General features: G+C 67.3%; 15 protein-coding genes and 1 pseudogene. 7 read left to right on the top strand and 9 right to left on the bottom strand.

The window, feature by feature from the left end; translation table 11 throughout:
• Window positions 1–19: 19 nt before the first annotated feature.
• From dapB to QE395_RS10095, 4 genes are all read right to left on the bottom strand, one after another.
• The gene (dapB, locus tag QE395_RS10080; protein WP_283938978.1) at window positions 20–748 is read right to left on the bottom strand and encodes a 4-hydroxy-tetrahydrodipicolinate reductase; all 729 of its coding nucleotides are present in this window, start codon (window positions 746–748) and stop codon (window positions 20–22) included.
• Between the two features lie 162 nt (window positions 749–910).
• On the bottom strand, window positions 911–1,165 hold the full coding sequence (locus tag QE395_RS10085; RefSeq protein WP_249834213.1) for a DUF6587 family protein: 255 nt from the start codon (window positions 1,163–1,165) through the stop codon (window positions 911–913).
• On the bottom strand, window positions 1,165–3,021 hold the full coding sequence (locus QE395_RS10090) for a ferrous iron transporter B (RefSeq protein WP_306988860.1): 1,857 nt from the start codon (window positions 3,019–3,021) through the stop codon (window positions 1,165–1,167). The genes QE395_RS10085 and QE395_RS10090 overlap by 1 nt, the downstream gene beginning before the upstream one ends.
• Window positions 3,018–3,272 carry a FeoA family protein gene (locus QE395_RS10095; protein ID WP_068851506.1) on the bottom strand — a complete coding sequence of 85 codons (255 nt, stop codon included), beginning with the start codon at window positions 3,270–3,272 and terminating at the stop codon, window positions 3,018–3,020. The genes QE395_RS10090 and QE395_RS10095 overlap by 4 nt, the downstream gene beginning before the upstream one ends.
• A gap of 117 nt (window positions 3,273–3,389) precedes the next feature.
• On the opposite strand from QE395_RS10095, the gene QE395_RS10100 reads away from it, so the two are divergent.
• From QE395_RS10100 to yeiP, 5 genes are all read left to right on the top strand, one after another.
• Window positions 3,390–4,178, top strand: coding sequence for an enoyl-CoA hydratase-related protein (locus QE395_RS10100; RefSeq protein ID WP_068851504.1), 789 nt, complete (start codon window positions 3,390–3,392; stop codon window positions 4,176–4,178).
• Window positions 4,179–4,354: 176 nt separating this feature from the next.
• Window positions 4,355–5,248 (top strand): hydroxymethylglutaryl-CoA lyase, encoded by an 894-nt coding sequence (locus QE395_RS10105; protein ID WP_306988863.1) that lies wholly within the window; start codon window positions 4,355–4,357, stop codon window positions 5,246–5,248.
• Window positions 5,245–7,809, top strand: a complete 2,565-nt coding sequence (locus tag QE395_RS10110) for an EAL domain-containing protein (RefSeq protein WP_306988865.1) — start codon at window positions 5,245–5,247, stop codon at window positions 7,807–7,809. The genes QE395_RS10105 and QE395_RS10110 overlap by 4 nt, the downstream gene beginning before the upstream one ends.
• Window positions 7,810–7,888: 79 nt before the next feature.
• On the top strand, window positions 7,889–8,659 hold the full coding sequence (locus tag QE395_RS10115) for an SDR family NAD(P)-dependent oxidoreductase (RefSeq protein ID WP_095363843.1): 771 nt from the start codon (window positions 7,889–7,891) through the stop codon (window positions 8,657–8,659).
• A gap of 38 nt (window positions 8,660–8,697) precedes the next feature.
• Window positions 8,698–9,264 carry an elongation factor P-like protein YeiP gene (gene yeiP / locus QE395_RS10120; RefSeq protein ID WP_068851495.1) on the top strand — a complete coding sequence of 189 codons (567 nt, stop codon included), beginning with the start codon at window positions 8,698–8,700 and terminating at the stop codon, window positions 9,262–9,264.
• Window positions 9,265–9,278: 14 nt separating this feature from the next.
• On the opposite strand, the gene QE395_RS10125 is transcribed toward yeiP, so the two are convergent.
• From QE395_RS10125 to QE395_RS10140, 4 genes are all read right to left on the bottom strand, one after another.
• Window positions 9,279–10,016 (bottom strand): MliC family protein, encoded by a 738-nt coding sequence (locus QE395_RS10125; protein WP_306988867.1) that lies wholly within the window; start codon window positions 10,014–10,016, stop codon window positions 9,279–9,281.
• Between the two features lie 79 nt (window positions 10,017–10,095).
• Window positions 10,096–11,889 carry a DUF4105 domain-containing protein gene (locus QE395_RS10130; RefSeq protein ID WP_306988869.1) on the bottom strand — a complete coding sequence of 598 codons (1,794 nt, stop codon included), beginning with the start codon at window positions 11,887–11,889 and terminating at the stop codon, window positions 10,096–10,098.
• Window positions 11,889–12,185: a DUF2388 domain-containing protein gene (locus QE395_RS10135; RefSeq protein WP_068851491.1), complete on the bottom strand. Its 297-nt coding sequence runs from the start codon at window positions 12,183–12,185 to the stop codon at window positions 11,889–11,891. The genes QE395_RS10130 and QE395_RS10135 overlap by 1 nt, the downstream gene beginning before the upstream one ends.
• A gap of 62 nt (window positions 12,186–12,247) precedes the next feature.
• Window positions 12,248–13,636 carry an FAD-binding oxidoreductase gene (locus tag QE395_RS10140; RefSeq protein ID WP_306988871.1) on the bottom strand — a complete coding sequence of 463 codons (1,389 nt, stop codon included), beginning with the start codon at window positions 13,634–13,636 and terminating at the stop codon, window positions 12,248–12,250.
• 173 nt (window positions 13,637–13,809) lie between these two features.
• Between QE395_RS10140 and serA the strand changes: the two are divergent.
• Window positions 13,810–15,052 (top strand): annotated as a pseudogene (serA, locus tag QE395_RS10145) (phosphoglycerate dehydrogenase).
• Window positions 15,053–15,693: 641 nt separating this feature from the next.
• On the opposite strand, the gene QE395_RS10150 reads toward serA, so the two are convergent.
• Window positions 15,694–16,278 (bottom strand): NUDIX hydrolase, encoded by a 585-nt coding sequence (locus QE395_RS10150; RefSeq protein WP_306988873.1) that lies wholly within the window; start codon window positions 16,276–16,278, stop codon window positions 15,694–15,696.
• 208 nt (window positions 16,279–16,486) lie between these two features.
• Between QE395_RS10150 and QE395_RS10155 the strand changes: the two genes are divergently transcribed.
• Complete coding sequence (locus tag QE395_RS10155) at window positions 16,487–17,962, top strand: amino acid permease (protein ID WP_068851479.1); 1,476 nt, start codon at window positions 16,487–16,489, stop codon at window positions 17,960–17,962.
• Window position 17,963: the final 1 nt, after the last annotated feature.

Genomic DNA, 17,963 nt, shown 5'->3' on the forward strand with positions numbered 1-17,963 from the left:
GCGTGGCCGGTGTACGCGTTCAGGTTGCGCTGGCGGCGAGCAGGTCGCGCACGCGGTAGCTGGCGGGGGCGCGCCCGTTCAGCTGCACGGCGGCGAACAGGGCGCCACGGGCGAAGATGTCGCGGTTGGTGGCGCGGTGGGTCAGTTCGATGCGCTCGCCGAGGCCGGTGAACTGGACGAGGTGTTCGCCGACGATGTCGCCAGCGCGCAGGCTGGCGTAGTGCGGCTGGGCGCCGCCCTTCTGGGCGGCGGCGCCGAGGGTGAGTGCGGTGCCGGAGGGGGCGTCTTGTTTGTGGACGTGGTGGGATTCGACGATGTCGCAGTCCCAGCCGGCCAGGGCGGCGGCGGCACGTTCGACCAGTTCATCGAGCACGGCCACGCCGAGGCTGAAGTTGGAGGCCCACACGAGCGGGATCCGGGTTGCGGCCTGGATCAGGGCCTGGCGCTGGGTTTCGCTGATGCCGGTGGTGCCGGAAACGAGGCCTGCGCCCCGCTCGACACACAAGGCCAGCACGGGATCAAAGCCTTCAGGCAGGCTGAAGTCGATGGCGACATCGAACTGGGGCGCGCCGTGGAGTTCACTGGCGGCGAAATGCGGGACGCCGTCGACCACGCGCTGGGCGGGCGAGCGGCGGGTGACGGCGGCAACGACCTGCAGGTCGTCGCGTTCGGCAGCCAGGCGCAGCAGGGCCTGGCCCATGCGGCCGGACGCACCGTGGATGAGCAAACGAATGGGAGGAGTAGTCATGCCCGCAGGCTAGCGAATGGGTTTGGATTGGGCAATCGCCAACGTCAACGCCAACATCAAAAGCGTCGGCTCTGCGTTGCCGTCTGGCAGGGCGGGTCGGGGGCAGGCCCGCCCTCTACAGATTGTCGGTGACGGAGAACAAGAGCTTGGAGCTTTACTCGATCAATGTTGCTTGGGCTGAGTGGGGCCGCAGCTGTCGCAACCACCACAGGCGCCGCCACTGCCGGTGGCCGGCGGTGCTATGCGGCGGCCCAGTGCCTGCAGCCAGGTGGCGCGCTGGGGTTTGATCAGCCCGAGCGCTATCGCGCCGCGCGCTTTGCGCACGGTGCCGGGGAACTGCTTCTTCAGCACTACCCAGGCGCTGATCAGGACGATCAGCGCGACCACGATGTACTGCAGGAGCAGGCCGGTGCTCATCAGCCGCCGCCCAGGGCCACGGTCACCTGGTAGGTGACCAGCGCGGCGACGTAGGCGGCCGCGAACAGGTAGAAGGTGGCAAAGCCGACCTGCTTCCAGGAGTTGGTTTCGCGCTTGATGGTGGCCAGGGTGGAGATGCACATCGGGGCGTAGATGAACCACACCAGCAGGGACAGGCCGGTGGCCAGCGACCAGCCGTTGGCGACCACCGGGGTCAGGGCCTGGATGGCGGCGTCATCGTCGGCGGCGGACAGGGCGTAGATGGTGGCGAGCGAGGACACAGCCACTTCGCGGGCACCCATGCCGGGGATCAGTGCGATGCAGATCTGCCAGTTGAAGCCCAGCGGGGCGAAGAACACGGCCATGGCATGGCCGATCTGGCCAGCGAAGCTGTAATCGATGGCCGGCATGGTCGCGTTTTCGGGGGCACCCGGGAACGACAGCAGCACCCACAGCAGGATGGTCAGCGAGAGGATGATGCCGCCCACGCGCTTGAGGAAGATCATGCCGCGCTCGTACAGGCCCACGGCCAGGTCGCGCGGGTGCGGAATGCGGTAGGACGGCAGTTCGAGCATCAGCGGGTGTTCGCTCTTGTCGCGGCGCCACTTCTTCATCACCCACGACATCGCCAGTGCGCTGAAGATGCCGGCCGCATACAGGGCGAACAGGATCAGGCCCTGCTGGCTGACGAAGCCCCACAGGGTCTTCTGCGGGATGAACGCGCCGATCAGCAGGGCGTACACCGGCAGGCGTGCCGAGCAGGTCATCAGCGGGGCGACCAGAATGGTGGCGAGGCGGTCACGCGGGTCCTGGATGCTGCGGGTGGCCATGATGCCGGGCACCGCGCAGGCGAAGCTGGAGAGCAGCGGGATGAACGAACGGCCGGACAGGCCGGCCGAGGCCATCATGCGGTCGAGCAGGAACGCGGCACGCGGGAGGTAGCCCGACTCTTCCAAGGCCAGGATGAAGGCGAACAGGATCAGGATCTGCGGCAGGAACACCACCACCCCGCCCACGCCGGCGATGATGCCGTCGGTGAGCAGGCTGGTCAGCGGGCCGGGCGGAAGGTTGGCGCCCACCACCTCGCCCAGCCAGCCGAAGCCGGCCTCGATGCCGTCCATCATCGGCGTGGCCCAGGCGAATACCGCCTGGAAGATCAGGAACATCACCACGATCAGGGTCATCAACCCGAACACCGGGTGCAGCAGCCAGCGGTCCAGTGCGTCGTCGATCTTCGCAGTGCGGGTGGGCATGCTGACCGCGGCGGCGAGGATGCCGCGCACCTGGGCGTGGTAATCCGTTTCCCCGGCGACCGCCGCCACCAGCGGGGCATCCAGGTGCGGCACCATCGCATCCAGGCGTTCGACCAGCGCCTGGGCGCCGTTGCGGCGCACGGCCACGGTTTCCACCACGGGCACGCCCAGGGCCTGCTCCAGCGCCGGCACGTCGATCCTGATGCCACGGCGCTCGGCCGCATCCACCATGTTCAGCGCCACGATCATCGGCTTGCCCAGCTCGCGCAGTTCCAGCGCGAAGCGCAGGTGCAGGCGCAGGTTGGTGGCGTCGATCACGCACAGCAGCACGTCGGGGGCGGCCTCGCCCGGGTAGAAACCCCGGCACAGGTCGCGGGTGATTGCTTCGTCCAGGCTGGCCGGCTGCAGGCTGTAGGCGCCCGGCAGGTCGAGCACGGCGAATTCACGGCCAGATGGCGCGCGCAGGCGGCCTTCCTTGCGCTCCACGGTCACGCCGGTGTAGTTGGCGACCTTCTGGCGGCTGCCGGTGAGCTGGTTGAACAGCGCGGTCTTGCCGCTGTTGGGGTTGCCGACCAGGGCAATGCGCAGGGTGGCGGCGTTCATGCGGCCGCTCCATCTGCAACGGCAGTGATGTCGATGCGCCTGGCTTCGGAAATCCGCAGGGCGAAACGGGTGAACCCGACCTGCACCAGCAGCGGTTCGCCGCCGATGGGACCACGGGCTACCAGACGCACATCTTCACCCTTGACGAAGCCCAGTTCCCTGAGCCGGCGGGCGATGGCGTCGTTTGCATGGAGGTCGCGCACCGATTCCACCAGAGCGGAGCCGTGCAGCGGCAGATCGGACAACGTCACAGGTCGCCTTCGGTCGATAAGAATGGTTATCAATTCTAGCATCGCCGCGCCGCGTCATGGCCCGGGCCGCATGGGCCGCTATGATCCATACATGTATGGAGCAGGCGCAGGCCCCCGATGAGTGACGCTTTACGAATTGAACGCAGCGCGGCCGTGCTGACCCTGTGGCTGAACCGCCCTACCCTGCACAACGCCTTCGACGCCGGGCTGATCGCGCAGCTCACCGCCGCGCTGGAAGCGGCCGGCCGCGACGCGCAGGTCCGCGCGGTGGTGCTGGCCGCCACCGGGGCTTCTTTCTCGGCCGGCGCGGACATGCAGTGGATGCGCGGCATGGCTGCGGCCAGCGAGGAGGACAACCGGCAGGATTCGCTGGCGCTGGCCCGGCTGATGCGCACCCTGGATGAGCTGCCCAAGCCGACCATCGCCCGCGTGCACGGGGCGGCGTTCGGCGGCGGGGTCGGCCTGGTGGCCTGCTGCGATATCGCCATTGCCAGCACCACCGCCCGCTTCGGCCTGACCGAAAGCCGGCTGGGCCTGCTGCCGGCGGTGATCTCGCCTTATGTGATCGATGCGATCGGCCCGCGCCAGGCGCGGCGCTGGTTCGCCACCGGCGAGCATTTCGACGCCGACACCGCCCTGCGCATCGGCCTGGTCCACCAGCTGATCGAACCTGAACGGATCGACGAAGCGGTTCAACGCCAGCTGGGCCTGCTCGACAAGGCCGGCCCGATCGCCTCGTCGTCGGCCAAGGAACTGGTGCGCCGGGTCAGCCTTGGGCGCGACCGCGACGCAACCGACCGCGACAATGCCGCCCTGATCGCCCGCCTGCGGGTGTCCGAGGAAGGCCAGGAGGGTCTCGGCGCTTTCCTGGACAAGCGCGCGCCCCATTGGGTTACCCAGGACTGAAGGGCCCCGGGCCCACGCACCCGCGGGCTGGCCGCTTTGCCGCCCATCCCGCGTATCCCCCTTTCATGGCCCACAGGGAAACCTGGGTCGCTCCACTTCGCCAGGAACGTTCGTGACTCCATCCCCCACCCGTCCACTGCAGGCTGTGCGTCTTCCCTCCCATGGGGAGCATCGGCATGGATGATTTCGTACGCATCGTCGAAGTCGGTCCGCGCGACGGACTGCAGAACGAAGCCCAGCCGGTGGCCACCGCCGACAAGATCGAGCTGATCCGCCAGCTCTCGCTGACCGGCCTGCGCACCATCGAAGCCACCAGTTTCGTCAGCCCGCGATGGGTACCGCAGCTGGCCGACGCCGCCGAGGTCTATGCCGGCATCGAACGCCGCCCGGGTATCGCCTACCCGGTGCTGGTGCCCAACGAGCAGGGCTACGACCGTGCCCGCGCGGTGGGCGTGGAGGAAGTGGCGGTGTTCACCGCCGCCTCGGAAACCTTCAACCGCACCAACACCAATGCCGGCATCGACGAATCGCTGGCGCGCTTCGCACCGATCCTCGAGCGCGCCCGCGTCGACGGAGTGAAAGTGCGCGGCTACGTGTCCACCGTGCTCGGGTGCCCTTACCAGGGCGAGGTCGCCGTCAGCGAAGTGGTGCGCGTTGCACGCGCGCTGCACGACATGGGCTGTTACGAAATTTCGCTGGGCGACACCATTGGCGTCGGCACGCCGCGCAAGGCCCGCGCCATGCTGCGCGCGGTGGCCAGCGAAGTGCCGATGCCGGCCCTGGCCGTGCATTTCCACGATACCTACGGCCAGGCGCTGGCCAACATCGATGCATGCCTGGAGGAAGGCGTGCGCGTGGTCGATTCGGCCGTGTCCGGTGCCGGCGGCTGCCCTTATGCCAAGGGTGCCAGCGGCAACGTGGCCAGCGAAGACGTCGTGTACCTGCTGCATGGCATCGGCATGCGCACCGGCATCGATCTGCCGGCGCTGGCCGCCACCGGCCGCTGGCTGGCCGCGTGGCTCGGCCGCGAAACCGGCAGCAAGGCCGGCAGGGCCCTGGCCGCGACATGAGCCGACGCCGCCCGCGCACGGATGCAGCGGTCGGTGATCACCTCACCGGGCACGTCGACGCGCTGGCGGCCCTGGAAGAGGCGCTGGCGCAGCCGCCCGGCGACGACCTGCATGCCCTGCTGCGCGATGTGCAGCAGGCGCTGCAGGAAGCGATGGACGACCGCCAGCTGGCGCTGCGCCGCTACGCGGCACTGTTTGATGCGGTGCCTGATCCGGTCAGCATCCTCAGCGAATCCGGCGTGGTGCTGGATCTCAACAAGGCCGGCATCCGCGCCTATGGCCGGGCCCGCGAAGACATCATCGGCCAGCCGATCGAGCTGCTGAATCCGGACCTGCCCAGCGATCACCTTGATCCGGTCTGGGAAGCCTTGCGCCGGGGCGAAACCTACGTCATCGAAGTCACCAACATGCGCGGTGACGGCAGCCGCTTCCCGGTGGAAGTGCATTCGGCCGGCTTCGAGCACCAGGGCGAGCACTGCATCGTGGCGGTGGCGCGCGACCTGAGCAGCCGCTGGCAGGCCGAATCGCGCTACCGGCTGCTGATGGAATCCATCGACAAGGGCGTGATCCTGTTCGACCGCGACCTTCACGTGGTTTCGGCCAACCCGGCCGCGCACCGTATCCTGGGCACGCAGGGCAATGGCGGCAGCCTGCAGGCGATGCTGGCCCCGGACGACTGGATCAGCGTGGACGAACACGGCCATCCGCTCACCCGCGACCAGTGGCCGGCAGCAGAAGCACTGCTGCGCGGGCGCATCGTCCGCAGCACCATTGTCGGCCTGTACCACCGCCCACGCGGGCGGATGATCTGGATTTCCACCACCAACGTGCCGGTGTACGGCAATGGACGCGACTGCCCCGATCACGTGTTCGGGCTGTTCAGCGACATCACCGAACTCAAGCGCAACAACACCCTGTTCGACCGCGCCCAGTCGCTGGCCCACATCGGCGGCTGGGAATGGGACCGCGGCCTGCAGCGCCTGTACCTCACCGATGAAGCCGCGCGCATTCTTGGCCAGGAGCTGCCGCTGCAGGACATGGCGCACCTGATGGACTGCCTGCGCCTGGACGACCGCTCGCAGCTGCAGCAGGCGCTGCTGGACGTGATCGACCGCCAGGTACCTTTCGAGCTGGAGCTGCAGGGCCAGCGCAGCGACGGGCATTCGTTCTGGGTGCGCATGATCGGCGAGGCCGAGGCCGGCGACGTCAATGCCGCGCGCATCGCCGGCACCGTGCAGGACATCACCTCGCGCAAGCATGCCGAGGAAACCCTGCGCATCCAGGCCCGGACCGACCCGCTCACCGGCATCATGAACCGCGATGCGGTGCTCACCGACCTGGCCGCCCGCATGGGCAGCCCCACCCACTGCAAGGTGGGCGTGCTGTACATCGACCTGGACCGCTTCAAGACCGTCAACGACCTGCTCGGCCACAACGCCGGTGATGAACTGCTGATCGATGCCACCCGGCGCATTTCCACCGCGATCGGCACCGAAGGGCTGGTGGCGCGGTTTGGCGGCGACGAATTCCTGGTGGTGTGCGATACCCGCGACCAGCCTGACCAGCCCGAGCGCCTGGCCGAGGCGATCACCCGCGCTTTCTCCACCCCGTTCCGGTTCGGCAGCGACGAGTTCTCGGTCACCACCAGCATCGGCATCGCCCGCGCGCCACAGGACGGGCTGCGCCCGCAGCAGCTGATCCAGAACGCGGACATTGCGATGTATGACTGCAAGCGGCGCACCCGCAACGGCTGGCAGGTGTTTTCCCCGGAGCTGGCGCAGCGCCAGCACGACCGCCTGCAGATCGAAAGCCGCCTGCACCGCGCGCTGGACGACGACGAGTTCCACCTGGTCTACCAGCCGCAGGTGAACCTGCATACCGGCCAGCTGGTGGCCGCCGAAGCGCTGATCCGCTGGCGCAACTCGCAGCTGGGTGAACTGCGCCCGGACATCTTCATCGGCCACGCCGAAAGCACCGGCGACATCGTGCGGATCGGGCTGTGGGTGCTCAACGAGGCCTGCCGCCAGGTACGCCAGTGGCAGGACGACGGCCTGGGCATCGTGCGGGTGGCGGTGAACGTGTCCTACCGCCAGTTCGTCGGCGAGGACCTGGCCCGCAACGTGCGCCAGGCGCTGGACCAGTACGGCCTGCCCGGCAGCGCGCTGGAGCTGGAATTCACCGAGCGGGTATTGATCGAGGACGCGCCCGACACCCTGCAGACCTTCGCGCGGCTGCGCGAGATGGGGGTGCTGCTGACCATCGACGATTTCGGCGAAGGCTACAGCGCGCTCAACTACCTGCGCCGGCTGCCCATCCACGGGCTCAAGCTCAGCCAGATGTTCGTCGAGGGCGTGCCCGGCAACCGCTCGGACGTGGCGGTGTGTGAGGCCGTTTGCGGCATCGCCCGCAGCCTGGGACTGGGGCTGGTCGCCGAAGGCATCGAATCGGAGGAGCAGCGCCGCTTCCTGCACGGCATGGGGGTCACCGTCGGCCAGGGCTTCCTGTTCGCGCCCGGACTGTCCCCGGACGAATTCGCCCGCCGCCTGCCGCCGCGCCTCTGAGCGCCCGTCTGCGCTGCACAACGGCGAACGGGCCGGCATCCGCTAGAATCGGCGGCTCTTGAACCTGCGGGATCGTGCAATGCAGCTGTCTTCCGTCCGCGCCGTCGTCACCGGCGGTGTTTCCGGCCTCGGCCTTTCGGTGGCCCAGCACCTCGTCGCCCAGGGCGCCAAGGTGGCCCTGTTCGACCTCAATGACGACAAGGGCGCCGCCGCCGTTGCCGAGCTGGGCGCTGCCAACGCCCGCTACTTCAGCACCAATGTCAGCGACGAAACCGCCGTGGCCGCGCAGATCGACGCCGCGCACGACTTCCTGGGCGGCCTCAACGCCGTGGTCAGCTGCGCCGGCATCCTCGGCGCGGGCCGCGTGCTCGGCAAGGAAGCGCCGATGCCGCTGGCCACCTTCCAGAACACCGTCATGGTCAACCTGGTCGGCAGCTTCAACGTGGCCAAGGCCGCGGCCAACCGCATGCAGCACAACGCCGCCGGCGACGATGGCGAGCGCGGCGTGATCATCAACACCGCCAGCGTGGCCGCCTACGAAGGCCAGATCGGCCAGGCCGCCTATGCCGCCTCGAAGGGTGGCGTGGTCGGCATGACCCTGCCGATGGCGCGCGAGCTGTCGCGCTTCGGCATCCGCGTGATGACCATCGCCCCGGGCATTTTCTGGACCCCGATGGTCGATGGCATGCCGCCGGCCGTGCAGGAATCGCTGGCCGCCTCCATCCCGTTCCCGCCACGCCTGGGCAAGCCGGAAGATTTCGCCGGCCTGGTCGGCCACATCCTGACCAACACCTACCTCAACGGCGAGACCATCCGCCTCGACGGTGCGGTGCGCCTGGCACCCAAGTAAGCAAGCACCACTACCTCCCACGAACCGACCTTCATTACATGAAAGCCAACGACATCAAGAAAGGCAACGTCGTCGAATACAACAACGGCGTGTACCAGATCCGCGACATCGAGCGCAGCTCGCCGCAGGGTCGCGGCGGCAACGTCCGCTTCCGTTTCATCATGTACAGCGTGCCGGGTGGCAACAAGCTGGACGCCAGCTTCGACGCCGACGACAACCTGCCGGAAGTCGAACTGCTGCGCCGCCAGTCCACCTATTCCTACAAGGACGGCGATGCGTTCGTGTTCATGGACGATGAGGATTACACCCCGTACACCCTCGATGCCGATGTCATCGGCGATGACGCCGGGTACATCACCGATGGCCTGACCGGCATCTACGTGCAGGTCATCGATGACCAGCCGGTGGCCGTGCAGCTGCCGAGCAGCGTGGTACTGGAAGTGGTCGAGACCCCGCCGGAACTGAAGGGCGGCACCGCCACCAAGCGCCCGAAGCCGGCCAAGCTCAACACCGGCATTGAAATCATGGTGCCGGAGTACATCTCCAACGGCGAGCGCGTACTGGTCAATACCGCGACCGGCGAATTCGCCGGCCGCGCCGATTGACGTAGCGCGCTGAATCAGGGGCGCTCGGCCAAGGCCGGCGCCCCTGCGAAATCGCCACAGCCGTGGTACTGGCGTGCGCCCACCGTGAGCATCACGGTAGCCCCGAATGCCTGCCCGCTCATGTCGTCATGGCAGACCGTGCGCTGGAAGCTGACCTTGATGTCGGTGCCATCGGCGGCCTTTCCCGACCAGCCATCCTTTCCCTGGGTCGGCGCGACCACTTCAAACTTCTGCTCGCCGTAACCGGTCTCCACGCGCAGCACCGGTTTTTCGCCTGCGCTCACCTGGGCCAGCCAGCCCGGCTCGTTGCCGGTGGCACGGAACCCGGGCGGCGCTGCTGCGCTCGCGGCGGCGGCAGCGATCTCGCCTTCCTTGCCCGATCCGGTGCAGTTGCGGTCCGGCTCGCCCTTCAAGATCAGGGTGCCTTCGGTAGTGCCCTTGGTCCAGAACACGTTGCCCTGCCCGTCGCTGAACTTCGCGCCGGAGGCGGCAGTGTCCGAGGCCATCACGAAAGTACGCCCGCCGACGACCACCGTGGCCGAATCCTGGCCGCGATAGGTCGCCTGCACCGGCAGATCGACGCACTGGAAGGCGTACACGCGTTCGTCGGAAGTCGGTGCGGCCGCCGGCGGGGGAGCTTCATTGCCGGCCGCGACGGGATCGGGTGCCGCGCTGTCGGCCTGCTGCGCCGGCTGGCACGCGGCCAGGCCGGTGGCGATGGCCAGGCTGAGAATAAGGGGAGATGCGCGCATGTTCGATTCCTTGCCGATGTTCTGGTTCAACCAAGGATCGTAGCCCTGCAGGTGTGAGCGGAGGTGAAACGCGGCCGCTTTACGCCTGTTCGCGTGCCAGCTGGCGCATACGGCTTCCCAGCCGGGCCAGCGTGTCGTCGATCGTGGCCAGCTCCTGCTGCTGCGCCGCAGGCAATCGCGCGCGCATCTGCGTCTGCAACGCCGTCCATGCCGGAACGCCGCGTGCGCTGATCTGTTTTGCAGCCTCGGCCGCAATGATGCGCTCCTCCGGGCTCGGCAAGCCATAGCCGTCACCGCCCACCAACCCGGCCGGATTCACCAGCTGCCCGGCATCGTCCAGCAGCGCGAGCAACGCCGCATGCGCTGCATCATCGCCCGCATCCGAACCGCCCAGCGTCCGCTTCAACCCATCGCGCGCACGCAGTTCTTCGCGGTACCGCGCCGCCTGCTCCAGCAACAACAATGCCGAAGTGGCCCGCAATCCGCCGCGGTCCGCCCATTGCGCACGCTGCGCCGCCGGCAATGCCAACCACGCGGTCACTTTCGCCGTCGGCAATGCCAGTTCCGCGCGCGCCACATCAAACAGCTGCTGGTAATGCGACTGCGCCGACGGGAAGTAGTAGCCCATGCGCATCGCGTCGCGCCTGTCCTCCAACACCGCGCCATCCGCACGGCCCTGCCGCTCCAGCCGACGCAGCAGGCCACCGGGGCTGAGCCGGTTCAGGCCGGGATCGGCCCAGCGTGGCACGCCTTCCTGCAGCAGCTTGCCGGTTTCCACCGCGCAGTTGTTGCTGACAAAACGATAGCGCCCGTCATAGCTCCAGTGCACCTGGCCTACGCGTTCCAGCAGACCCGCGATGTCGCTTTCATCAAGCGCCAGCGGTACCGAATTCAGCCCCCGCAGCTCCAGCTGGGTGTACTCGTTGATCACCTGGTTGAGCGGCAGCACGAACAGCCGCGACGGATACGCGCCGGTCAGCCCGCGCCAGCTGGAAATCTGCACATCGCCGACGAACGCGCGGAACGATAGTACCCGGTGATGGGCCAGATCCAGCCGGCACGCCGGGCCGCGCGGACGCCCCGGCGCGCAGATCACCAGGCGCAGCATGCTGTGACCCCAGCGGCTCATCAGCTGGTCGTTGCCCTCGGCCAGCAGGTAGTCCACCGCATATACCCGCTGCGGATCCAGCTCCAGCAACGAGGCTTCGCCGGTGACATCGCCGGCCTGCACCAGCGCCACGCGCGGGTCGCACGCGGCCTGCGGCCCTGGGCCAATGTGATCTGCAAACCACGCCGCCAGCGCCGGGCGGCGACACGCGAAATCGGCATCGAGCAGGTAATGCTCGGCATTCACCGCCAGGTATTCGGCCGGGCTGTGGCGTTCGTACGGGTCGGGACTGCGTTCGGTGAACGCGTTGCCACCGCGTCCCCATCGCCACGGGTGCTGCTGCCAGCCGGCCAGGTCACGCCAGCGGCTGCTGTACGACCATCCGCCCCCAGCGGCGCGGTCCAGCACGTGGGTCAATTCATGGATCAGCGCCGCCTGCACCGCGCGTGGCAGTGGCTGGCCGGGCTGTACCTCGTCCAGCAGGCTGCGCCGCAGGGTGATCGCATTCCTGCGGGTGCGGCCATGCACCGTGTCGGGAAGCTGGTCCGACCAGGACAGGGTTACCGGGGCGACGAAGCGCGCCTGCCATGACGCAGGCAGCAACGCAGGCGCCTGCTGCAGCACCTGCTCGGCGTTCGCCCGCTGGCCAGGATCGAGTCCGTCCGCCTGCAGCTGAAGCTGCAGGGCGGCATGGGCGGCCGGGGCGGCCAGCAACGCCGCCAGGACCGCCGCGCATCGGCGCAGGGCCCAGCGGCGCGGTTGCATCAGCGGGCCAGCAGGGCCTGGGCCAGCTGCATGTCGCTGGCGTCGCGCTGGGCGGCACCGGTTTCGCGCAGGTGCAGGAGCGCCGCTTCCAGGCGGGCGCCACGGATGGCGCCGTCGGTGGCCACGAACGCAGCTGCGTCTTCGCGGGCGTCCACCACCACCTTGTCATCGTCCGAGCTGGACGAACCGGCCGAGGAGGCACCGGACGCCGAACCCGCCGAGGAGCCAGCGAAGCTGGAGGCGAATGCCGAAAGCGGCAGGGCGAGCACGGCAAACAGCAGGATCGATCGCTTCATCTTGGGTTCGTTGAGGACAGGAAGAGGCAAAGCGTATCGGCTGCGTGAAATTCTGTCGCCTGCTACAGGTCGAATACCTTGCCCGGATTCAGCAACCCTTGGGGATCAAACGCACGTTTGACCGCCTTCATCAGCGCGATTTCCGCCTCGCCGCGGGTGCTGTCCAGGTAGCCCTTCTTGACCAGGCCGATCCCATGTTCGGCCGAAATGCTGCCATCGAAGTCCTTCAGCACCTGCGCCAGCAGCTTGGTCACGTGTTCGCACTGCTGCAGGAACTGCGCATCGTCGGTGGCATCGGGCTTGAGCACGTTGATGTGCAGGTTGCCGTCGCCGATATGGCCGAACCAGACCACGTCGAAGTGCGGGTAGGCCTGCCCGATCAGCGCCTGGGTGCGCGCCATGAACGCCGGCATGGCCGAAATCCGCACCGACACATCGTTCTTGTACGGTTTGTAACGCGCCACCGCCTCGGTGATCCCTTCGCGCAGACGCCACAGCTGGGCGGCCTGCGCGTCGCTCTGGCTGACCACGCCGTCGCTGACCCAGCCCTGCTCCATGCAGGCCTCGAACGCGGCCATCGCCGCCGCCTCCTGCACCTCATCGCCAGCGGCGAACTCGGTCACCACGTAGAACGGATGCACCTCGGCGAACGGGGCCTGCGCGCCATGCGCCAGCACGTGTTCCAAAGCCCGGTCGGTGAAGAATTCGAAGGCCTGCAGCTGCATGCGTTCGCGGAACGCGGCAAACACCTGCATCAGCACCTCGAACGACGGCAACGCCAGCAGCATCACGTTGCTCGCCGGCGGCGGATCGGTGAGCTTGAGCGTGGCTTCCACGATCACGCCCAGCGTGCCCTCGGAGGCGATCAGCAGCTGGCGGAAATCGTAACCGCTGGAATTCTTGATCAGCCCCTTGTTCAGCTCAAGCAGCTCACCGCTGGCGGTGACCACCTTCAGGCCGGCAATCCACTCGCGGGTGTTGCCGTAGCGGATCACCCGGATGCCACCGGCATTGGTGGCGATATTGCCGCCGATCGAGCAGGAACCGCGTGCGGCGAAGTCGACCGGATAGATCAGGCCGTGTTCGAGCGCTGCGTTGTGGACGGCTTCCAGCGCCATGCCGGCCTGCACGGTGAGCGTACGGTCCACCGCATCGAAGGCCAGCGCCTTGTTCATCCGCTCCAGGCTGAGCACCAGCTCGCCGTTGGCCGCGACCGCGCCGCCGCTCAGGCCGGTGCGGCCCCCGGAGGGCACCACCGCCACGCCCTGGGCACTGGCCCAGCGCAGGATGGCCTGCACCTCGTCCACGTTGCCCGGCAGCGCAATGGCCAGCGGCGCCGGCGTCCAGCGCCGGGTCCAATCGCGTCCGTAGTGCTCCAGCTCGGCCGGCTCGGTGGTGAGCCGCAGCCCGGGGCAGTCCTGCAATAGCAAATCAAGGCGCGGATCAGTCATATGAACAGAGGGGCCAAGGCAATCCCAAAGGGTAGCGCACGACTGTTAGTCGTGCGACCTCGCCAACAATTGGTCGCATCTGAAACCGTCAAACCGCCCCATGGCGCACCGCACCATCCCCGCCCCGATCTGGCATAGTGGGCAGCTCCCGCCCAACATGCTGCCGCTTGCCCATGTCGCCGAAGAAGACCTCATTCCCGAAGCAGGATATCCGCGTGCTGTTGCTGGAGGGGGGTGAGCCAGACGGCCATCGACGTGTTCAGTGCGGCCGGCTATTCGCAGATCGAACTGCACAGCAAGGCCCTGCCCGAAGACGAACTGAAGGCGCGCATCGCCGAAGCGCACATCGTCGGCATCCGCTCGCGCACCCAGCTCAGCGCCGACGTGCTGGCCCATGCCAAGCGCCTGATGGCGGTGGGCTGCTTCTGCATCGGCACCAACCAGGTGGACCTGGAAGCGGCCGAGCTGGCCGGCATTCCGGTGTTCAATGCCCCCTATTCCAACACCCGCAGCGTGGCCGAACTGGTGATCGCCGAAGCGATCATGCTGACCCGTGGCATTCCGCAGAAGAACGCCGAATGCCATCGTGGCGGCTGGTCCAAATCGGCCGCCGGCAGCCATGAAGTGCGCGGCAAGACCCTGGGCATCATCGGCTATGGCCATATCGGCACCCAGGTCGGCGTCATGGCCGAAGCCATGGGCATGCAGGTGATCTTCCACGACATCGAAACCAAGCTGTCGCTGGGCAACGCCCGCGCTGCCATCGACCTGGACGACCTGCTCGCCCGCGCCGATATCGTCACCGTGCACGTGCCCGAAACGCCGGCCACCCAGTGGCTGATCGGCGCGCCGCAGCTGGCCCGCATGCGCCCGGGCGCGCACCTGATCAATGCCGCACGCGGCACCGTGGTCGACATCGATGCGCTGGATGCGGCGTTGCGCTCGGGCCACATCGGTGGCGCGGCGCTGGACGTGTTCCCGGTGGAGCCCAAGGGCAACGGCGATACCTTCGTGTCGCCGCTGACCGCGCACGACAACGTCATCCTCACCCCGCACGTGGGCGGCAGCACCCTGGAAGCACAGGACAACATCGGCGTGGAAGTGGCGGCCAAGCTGGTGCGTTACAGCGACAACGGCAGCACCCTGTCGGCGGTCAACTTCCCCGAAGTGACCCTGCCCGAGCACGAAGACAGCCTGCGCCTGCTGCACATCCACCAGAACGTGCCGGGCGTGCTGTCGAAGGTCAACGAGATCTTCTCGCGCCACAACGTCAACATCGATGGCCAGTTCCTGCGAACCGACCCGAAGGTCGGCTACGTGGTGATCGACATCACCGCCAGCGAGGAGCAGGCCACTGCTGTGCGCGAAGAGCTGGCGGCGATTCCGGGCACGCTGCGTACGCGCGTTCTGTATTGATCGCACTGCCGGCCGTGGACGTGCGCATCAACGCGCACGTTTCGCTCCGCGGTAGGGTCGCATCCCAATCGACTGCCGATAACGGTGATCGGCGCAATGGCGGCATGACCTCTGAACGAAACGCGCTTCTTCACCAAATGATCATGCCCTACCGAACGTGGAAACACGGCCGGTGGTCGATCGGGATGCGACCCTACCGGTGCATTGCGTGCTGGTCGATCACGTTCGGCGACTCATTGGTAGGGTCGCATCCCTATCGACCGCCGATAACGGTGATCGGCGCGACGAAGGCATCACCTCCGAACGAAACGCGTTTTTTACGCCAACGGTCATGCCACAACCGAACGTTGCACCACGGTCGGCGGTCGATCGGGATGCGCCCCTACCGATGCGTGCCGATGGATTTCGTGCGATTACCCAAAGGCGGCGCAAGATGATTCGTGCGATGACGCGAACGGGACGGAACGACGGTTCGTGCGATGACGCATTGGTAGGGTCGCATCCCTATCGACCGCCGATAACGGTGATCAGCGCGACGAAGGCATCACCTCCGAACGAAACGCGTTTTTTCCGCCAACGGTCATGCCACAACCGGACGTTCGAACACGGTCGGCGGTCGATCGGGATGCGACCCTACAGGGTCACCGTGCGAGCCAGCGCTTGGCCATGCGCGGCAGCGAATCATCCCCGTCCGGCGTCTCGATCGCGGCATCGGCCACATCGGTGATGTCGCGCCAGGCCAGCGCCAGCGATTCCTCGCTGATCGCGAAGGCCTCGCTTCCCACCGCCCGCACCACGTAGCGCGCGTCGTAGTGCCAGTGGCCGGGCACGTCATGCCGTTCCGGAATCCAGTGCTTGTCGATATCGAACAGCACCGCCCCGTCCTCCAGCACCAGCCCGGCCAGGCCGGATTCCTCCTCGGCCTCGGTCAGCGCCACCCTGGCCAGGTCGCGCACGCCATCGGCATGCCCGCCCAACTGCAGCCAGCGGTTCAACTTCCGGTGGTGGGTCAGCAGCACCCGCGCCCCATCGGCGCTGACCAGCCAGGCGCTGCCGGTGAAATGGCCGGCCAGCCGGTCACGCAGGAAAGGGTTTTCCGGGTCGTCCAGCAATGTGCTGAATTCGTCAGCCAAGGCGGCGTGTTCGGGGTGCCGGCGGGCGTAATCGGCGAGTTGGCCGCGCAGGGCGGCGTCAAGTGCTACAACGGATTCAGGGTTTGACGACATGGCAACCGGGCAATCGGACGGATTTGGCAGATTATCGCCCGGCATGCTGCATTTGCGCTTGTGCGCAGGCTTCAGCTTTGGCTAAGGTACAGCGGGCCGTTCCTTTGGGGCGGCCGGTCACCACTCAAGGGCGCGGCAACGTATCGCGCACTTGCCTTTCGATTTCGCGGGGCCTGCCCCGCACCAACGTCCACCTGGGAAGCACTGCATGCTGAAGTCTCTGTTGAGGGTCAAACCGGTCGAGCCGGCCGGGCACGTCGATGCCGGCGAACCGATTGAAGGCAGCCTGGACGGCGAAGCCTCGCTGAAAAGGACCCTCACGGCGAAACATCTCATCATGCTGGGTATTGGCGCCGTGATCGGCGCGGGTATCTTCGTGCTGACCGGCCAGGCGGCCGCCAACCACGCCGGCCCGGCGGTGATGCTGTCGTTCGTGATCGCCGGCTTCGCCTGCGCCCTGGCGGGCCTGTGCTACGCCGAGTTCGCAGCGATGATGCCGGTCTCGGGCAGCGCTTACTCCTACTCCTACGCCACCCTGGGCGAAGGCATGGCCTGGTTCATCGGCTGGTGCCTGGTGCTGGAATACCTGTTCGCTTCGGCCTCGGTCGCGGTGGGCTGGTCGGCGTACCTCATCAGCTTCATCACCACCACGCTGCACATGCCATTCCCGGACGCGCTCAGCGCGGCGCCGATCAGCTGGACCGGGCAGGAGTTCATCTCCTCCGGCAAGCTGTTCAACCTGCCGGCGGTGCTGATCGTGGCGGCGGTGTCGGGCCTGCTGTACGTGGGCGTGACCCAGTCGGCGTTCGTCAACGCGATCATCGTGGCGATCAAGGTCACGGTGATCTGCCTGTTCATCGGCTTTGGCGCGCAGCACATCGACATGGCCAACTGGACCCCGTTCATTCCGGAAAACACCGGCGTGCCGGGCGAGTTCGGCTGGAGCGGTGTGTTCCGTGCAGCCACCATCGTGTTCTTCGCCTACATCGGCTTCGATGCGGTTTCCACCGCGGCGGGTGAAACCAAGGACCCACAGCGCAACATGCCGATCGGCCTGCTTGGCTCGCTGGCGGTCTGCACCATCGTCTACATCATCGTGTGCGCGGTGCTGACCGGCATGATGCCGTACCACCTGCTGGGCACCGACAAGCCGGTGGCGACCGCGCTGGAGCCGTATGCCAGCCTGTCCTGGCTGAAGACCGCCGTGGAGATCGGCGCCATCGCCGGCCTGTCCTCGGTGGTGCTGGTGATGATGATGGGCCAGACCCGCATCGCCTACACGATCTCGCGCGACGGCCTGATTCCGAAGCTGTTCGGCAAGGTCCACCCGCGCTTCCGTACCCCGTACTGGGCCACGATCGTGGTGGGCGTGCTGGCCGCTGCGCTGGCGGGCCTGATGCCGCTGAACGTGCTGGGCGAGCTGGTCTCGATGGGCACGCTGCTGGCCTTCGCCACGGTCTGCATCGGCGTGCTGGTGCTGCGCTACACGCGCCCGGAACTGACCCGGCCGTTCCGGGTGCCGCTGGTGTGGGTGATCTGCCCGGTGGGCGCGCTGTCGTGCCTGTTCCTGTTCTGGCAGGCGTTCGTGGTGCATTGGCACCTGTTCGTGGGTTGGACGGTGCTGGGCCTGGTGATCTATTTCGGCTACGGCATCCGCCACAGCAAGCTCAACAAGGTGTCGTGAT

Origin of the sequence: Stenotrophomonas sp. SORGH_AS_0282, from assembly GCF_030818125.1 — a bacterium.
In the GTDB taxonomy this organism is placed as follows: Bacteria; Pseudomonadota; Gammaproteobacteria; order Xanthomonadales; family Xanthomonadaceae; genus Stenotrophomonas; species Stenotrophomonas rhizophila_A.

Excerpts from the sequence above, each read along its gene's own strand:
- dapB (WP_283938978.1), bottom strand. The coding sequence starts at position 748 with ATGACTACTCCTCCCATTCGTTTGCTCATCCACGGTGCGTCCGGCCGC.
- QE395_RS10085 (WP_249834213.1), bottom strand. The coding sequence starts at position 1,165 with ATGAGCACCGGCCTGCTCCTGCAGTACATCGTGGTCGCGCTGATCGTC.
- QE395_RS10090 (WP_306988860.1), bottom strand. The coding sequence starts at position 3,021 with ATGAACGCCGCCACCCTGCGCATTGCCCTGGTCGGCAACCCCAACAGC.
- QE395_RS10100 (WP_068851504.1), top strand. The coding sequence starts at position 3,390 with ATGAGTGACGCTTTACGAATTGAACGCAGCGCGGCCGTGCTGACCCTG.
- QE395_RS10105 (WP_306988863.1), top strand. The coding sequence starts at position 4,355 with ATGGATGATTTCGTACGCATCGTCGAAGTCGGTCCGCGCGACGGACTG.
- QE395_RS10110 (WP_306988865.1), top strand. The coding sequence starts at position 5,245 with ATGAGCCGACGCCGCCCGCGCACGGATGCAGCGGTCGGTGATCACCTC.
- QE395_RS10115 (WP_095363843.1), top strand. The coding sequence starts at position 7,889 with ATGCAGCTGTCTTCCGTCCGCGCCGTCGTCACCGGCGGTGTTTCCGGC.
- yeiP (WP_068851495.1), top strand. The coding sequence starts at position 8,698 with ATGAAAGCCAACGACATCAAGAAAGGCAACGTCGTCGAATACAACAAC.
- QE395_RS10125 (WP_306988867.1), bottom strand. The coding sequence starts at position 10,016 with ATGCGCGCATCTCCCCTTATTCTCAGCCTGGCCATCGCCACCGGCCTG.
- QE395_RS10130 (WP_306988869.1), bottom strand. The coding sequence starts at position 11,889 with ATGCAACCGCGCCGCTGGGCCCTGCGCCGATGCGCGGCGGTCCTGGCG.
- QE395_RS10135 (WP_068851491.1), bottom strand. The coding sequence starts at position 12,185 with ATGAAGCGATCGATCCTGCTGTTTGCCGTGCTCGCCCTGCCGCTTTCG.
- QE395_RS10140 (WP_306988871.1), bottom strand. The coding sequence starts at position 13,636 with ATGACTGATCCGCGCCTTGATTTGCTATTGCAGGACTGCCCCGGGCTG.
- QE395_RS10150 (WP_306988873.1), bottom strand. The coding sequence starts at position 16,278 with ATGTCGTCAAACCCTGAATCCGTTGTAGCACTTGACGCCGCCCTGCGC.
- QE395_RS10155 (WP_068851479.1), top strand. The coding sequence starts at position 16,487 with ATGCTGAAGTCTCTGTTGAGGGTCAAACCGGTCGAGCCGGCCGGGCAC.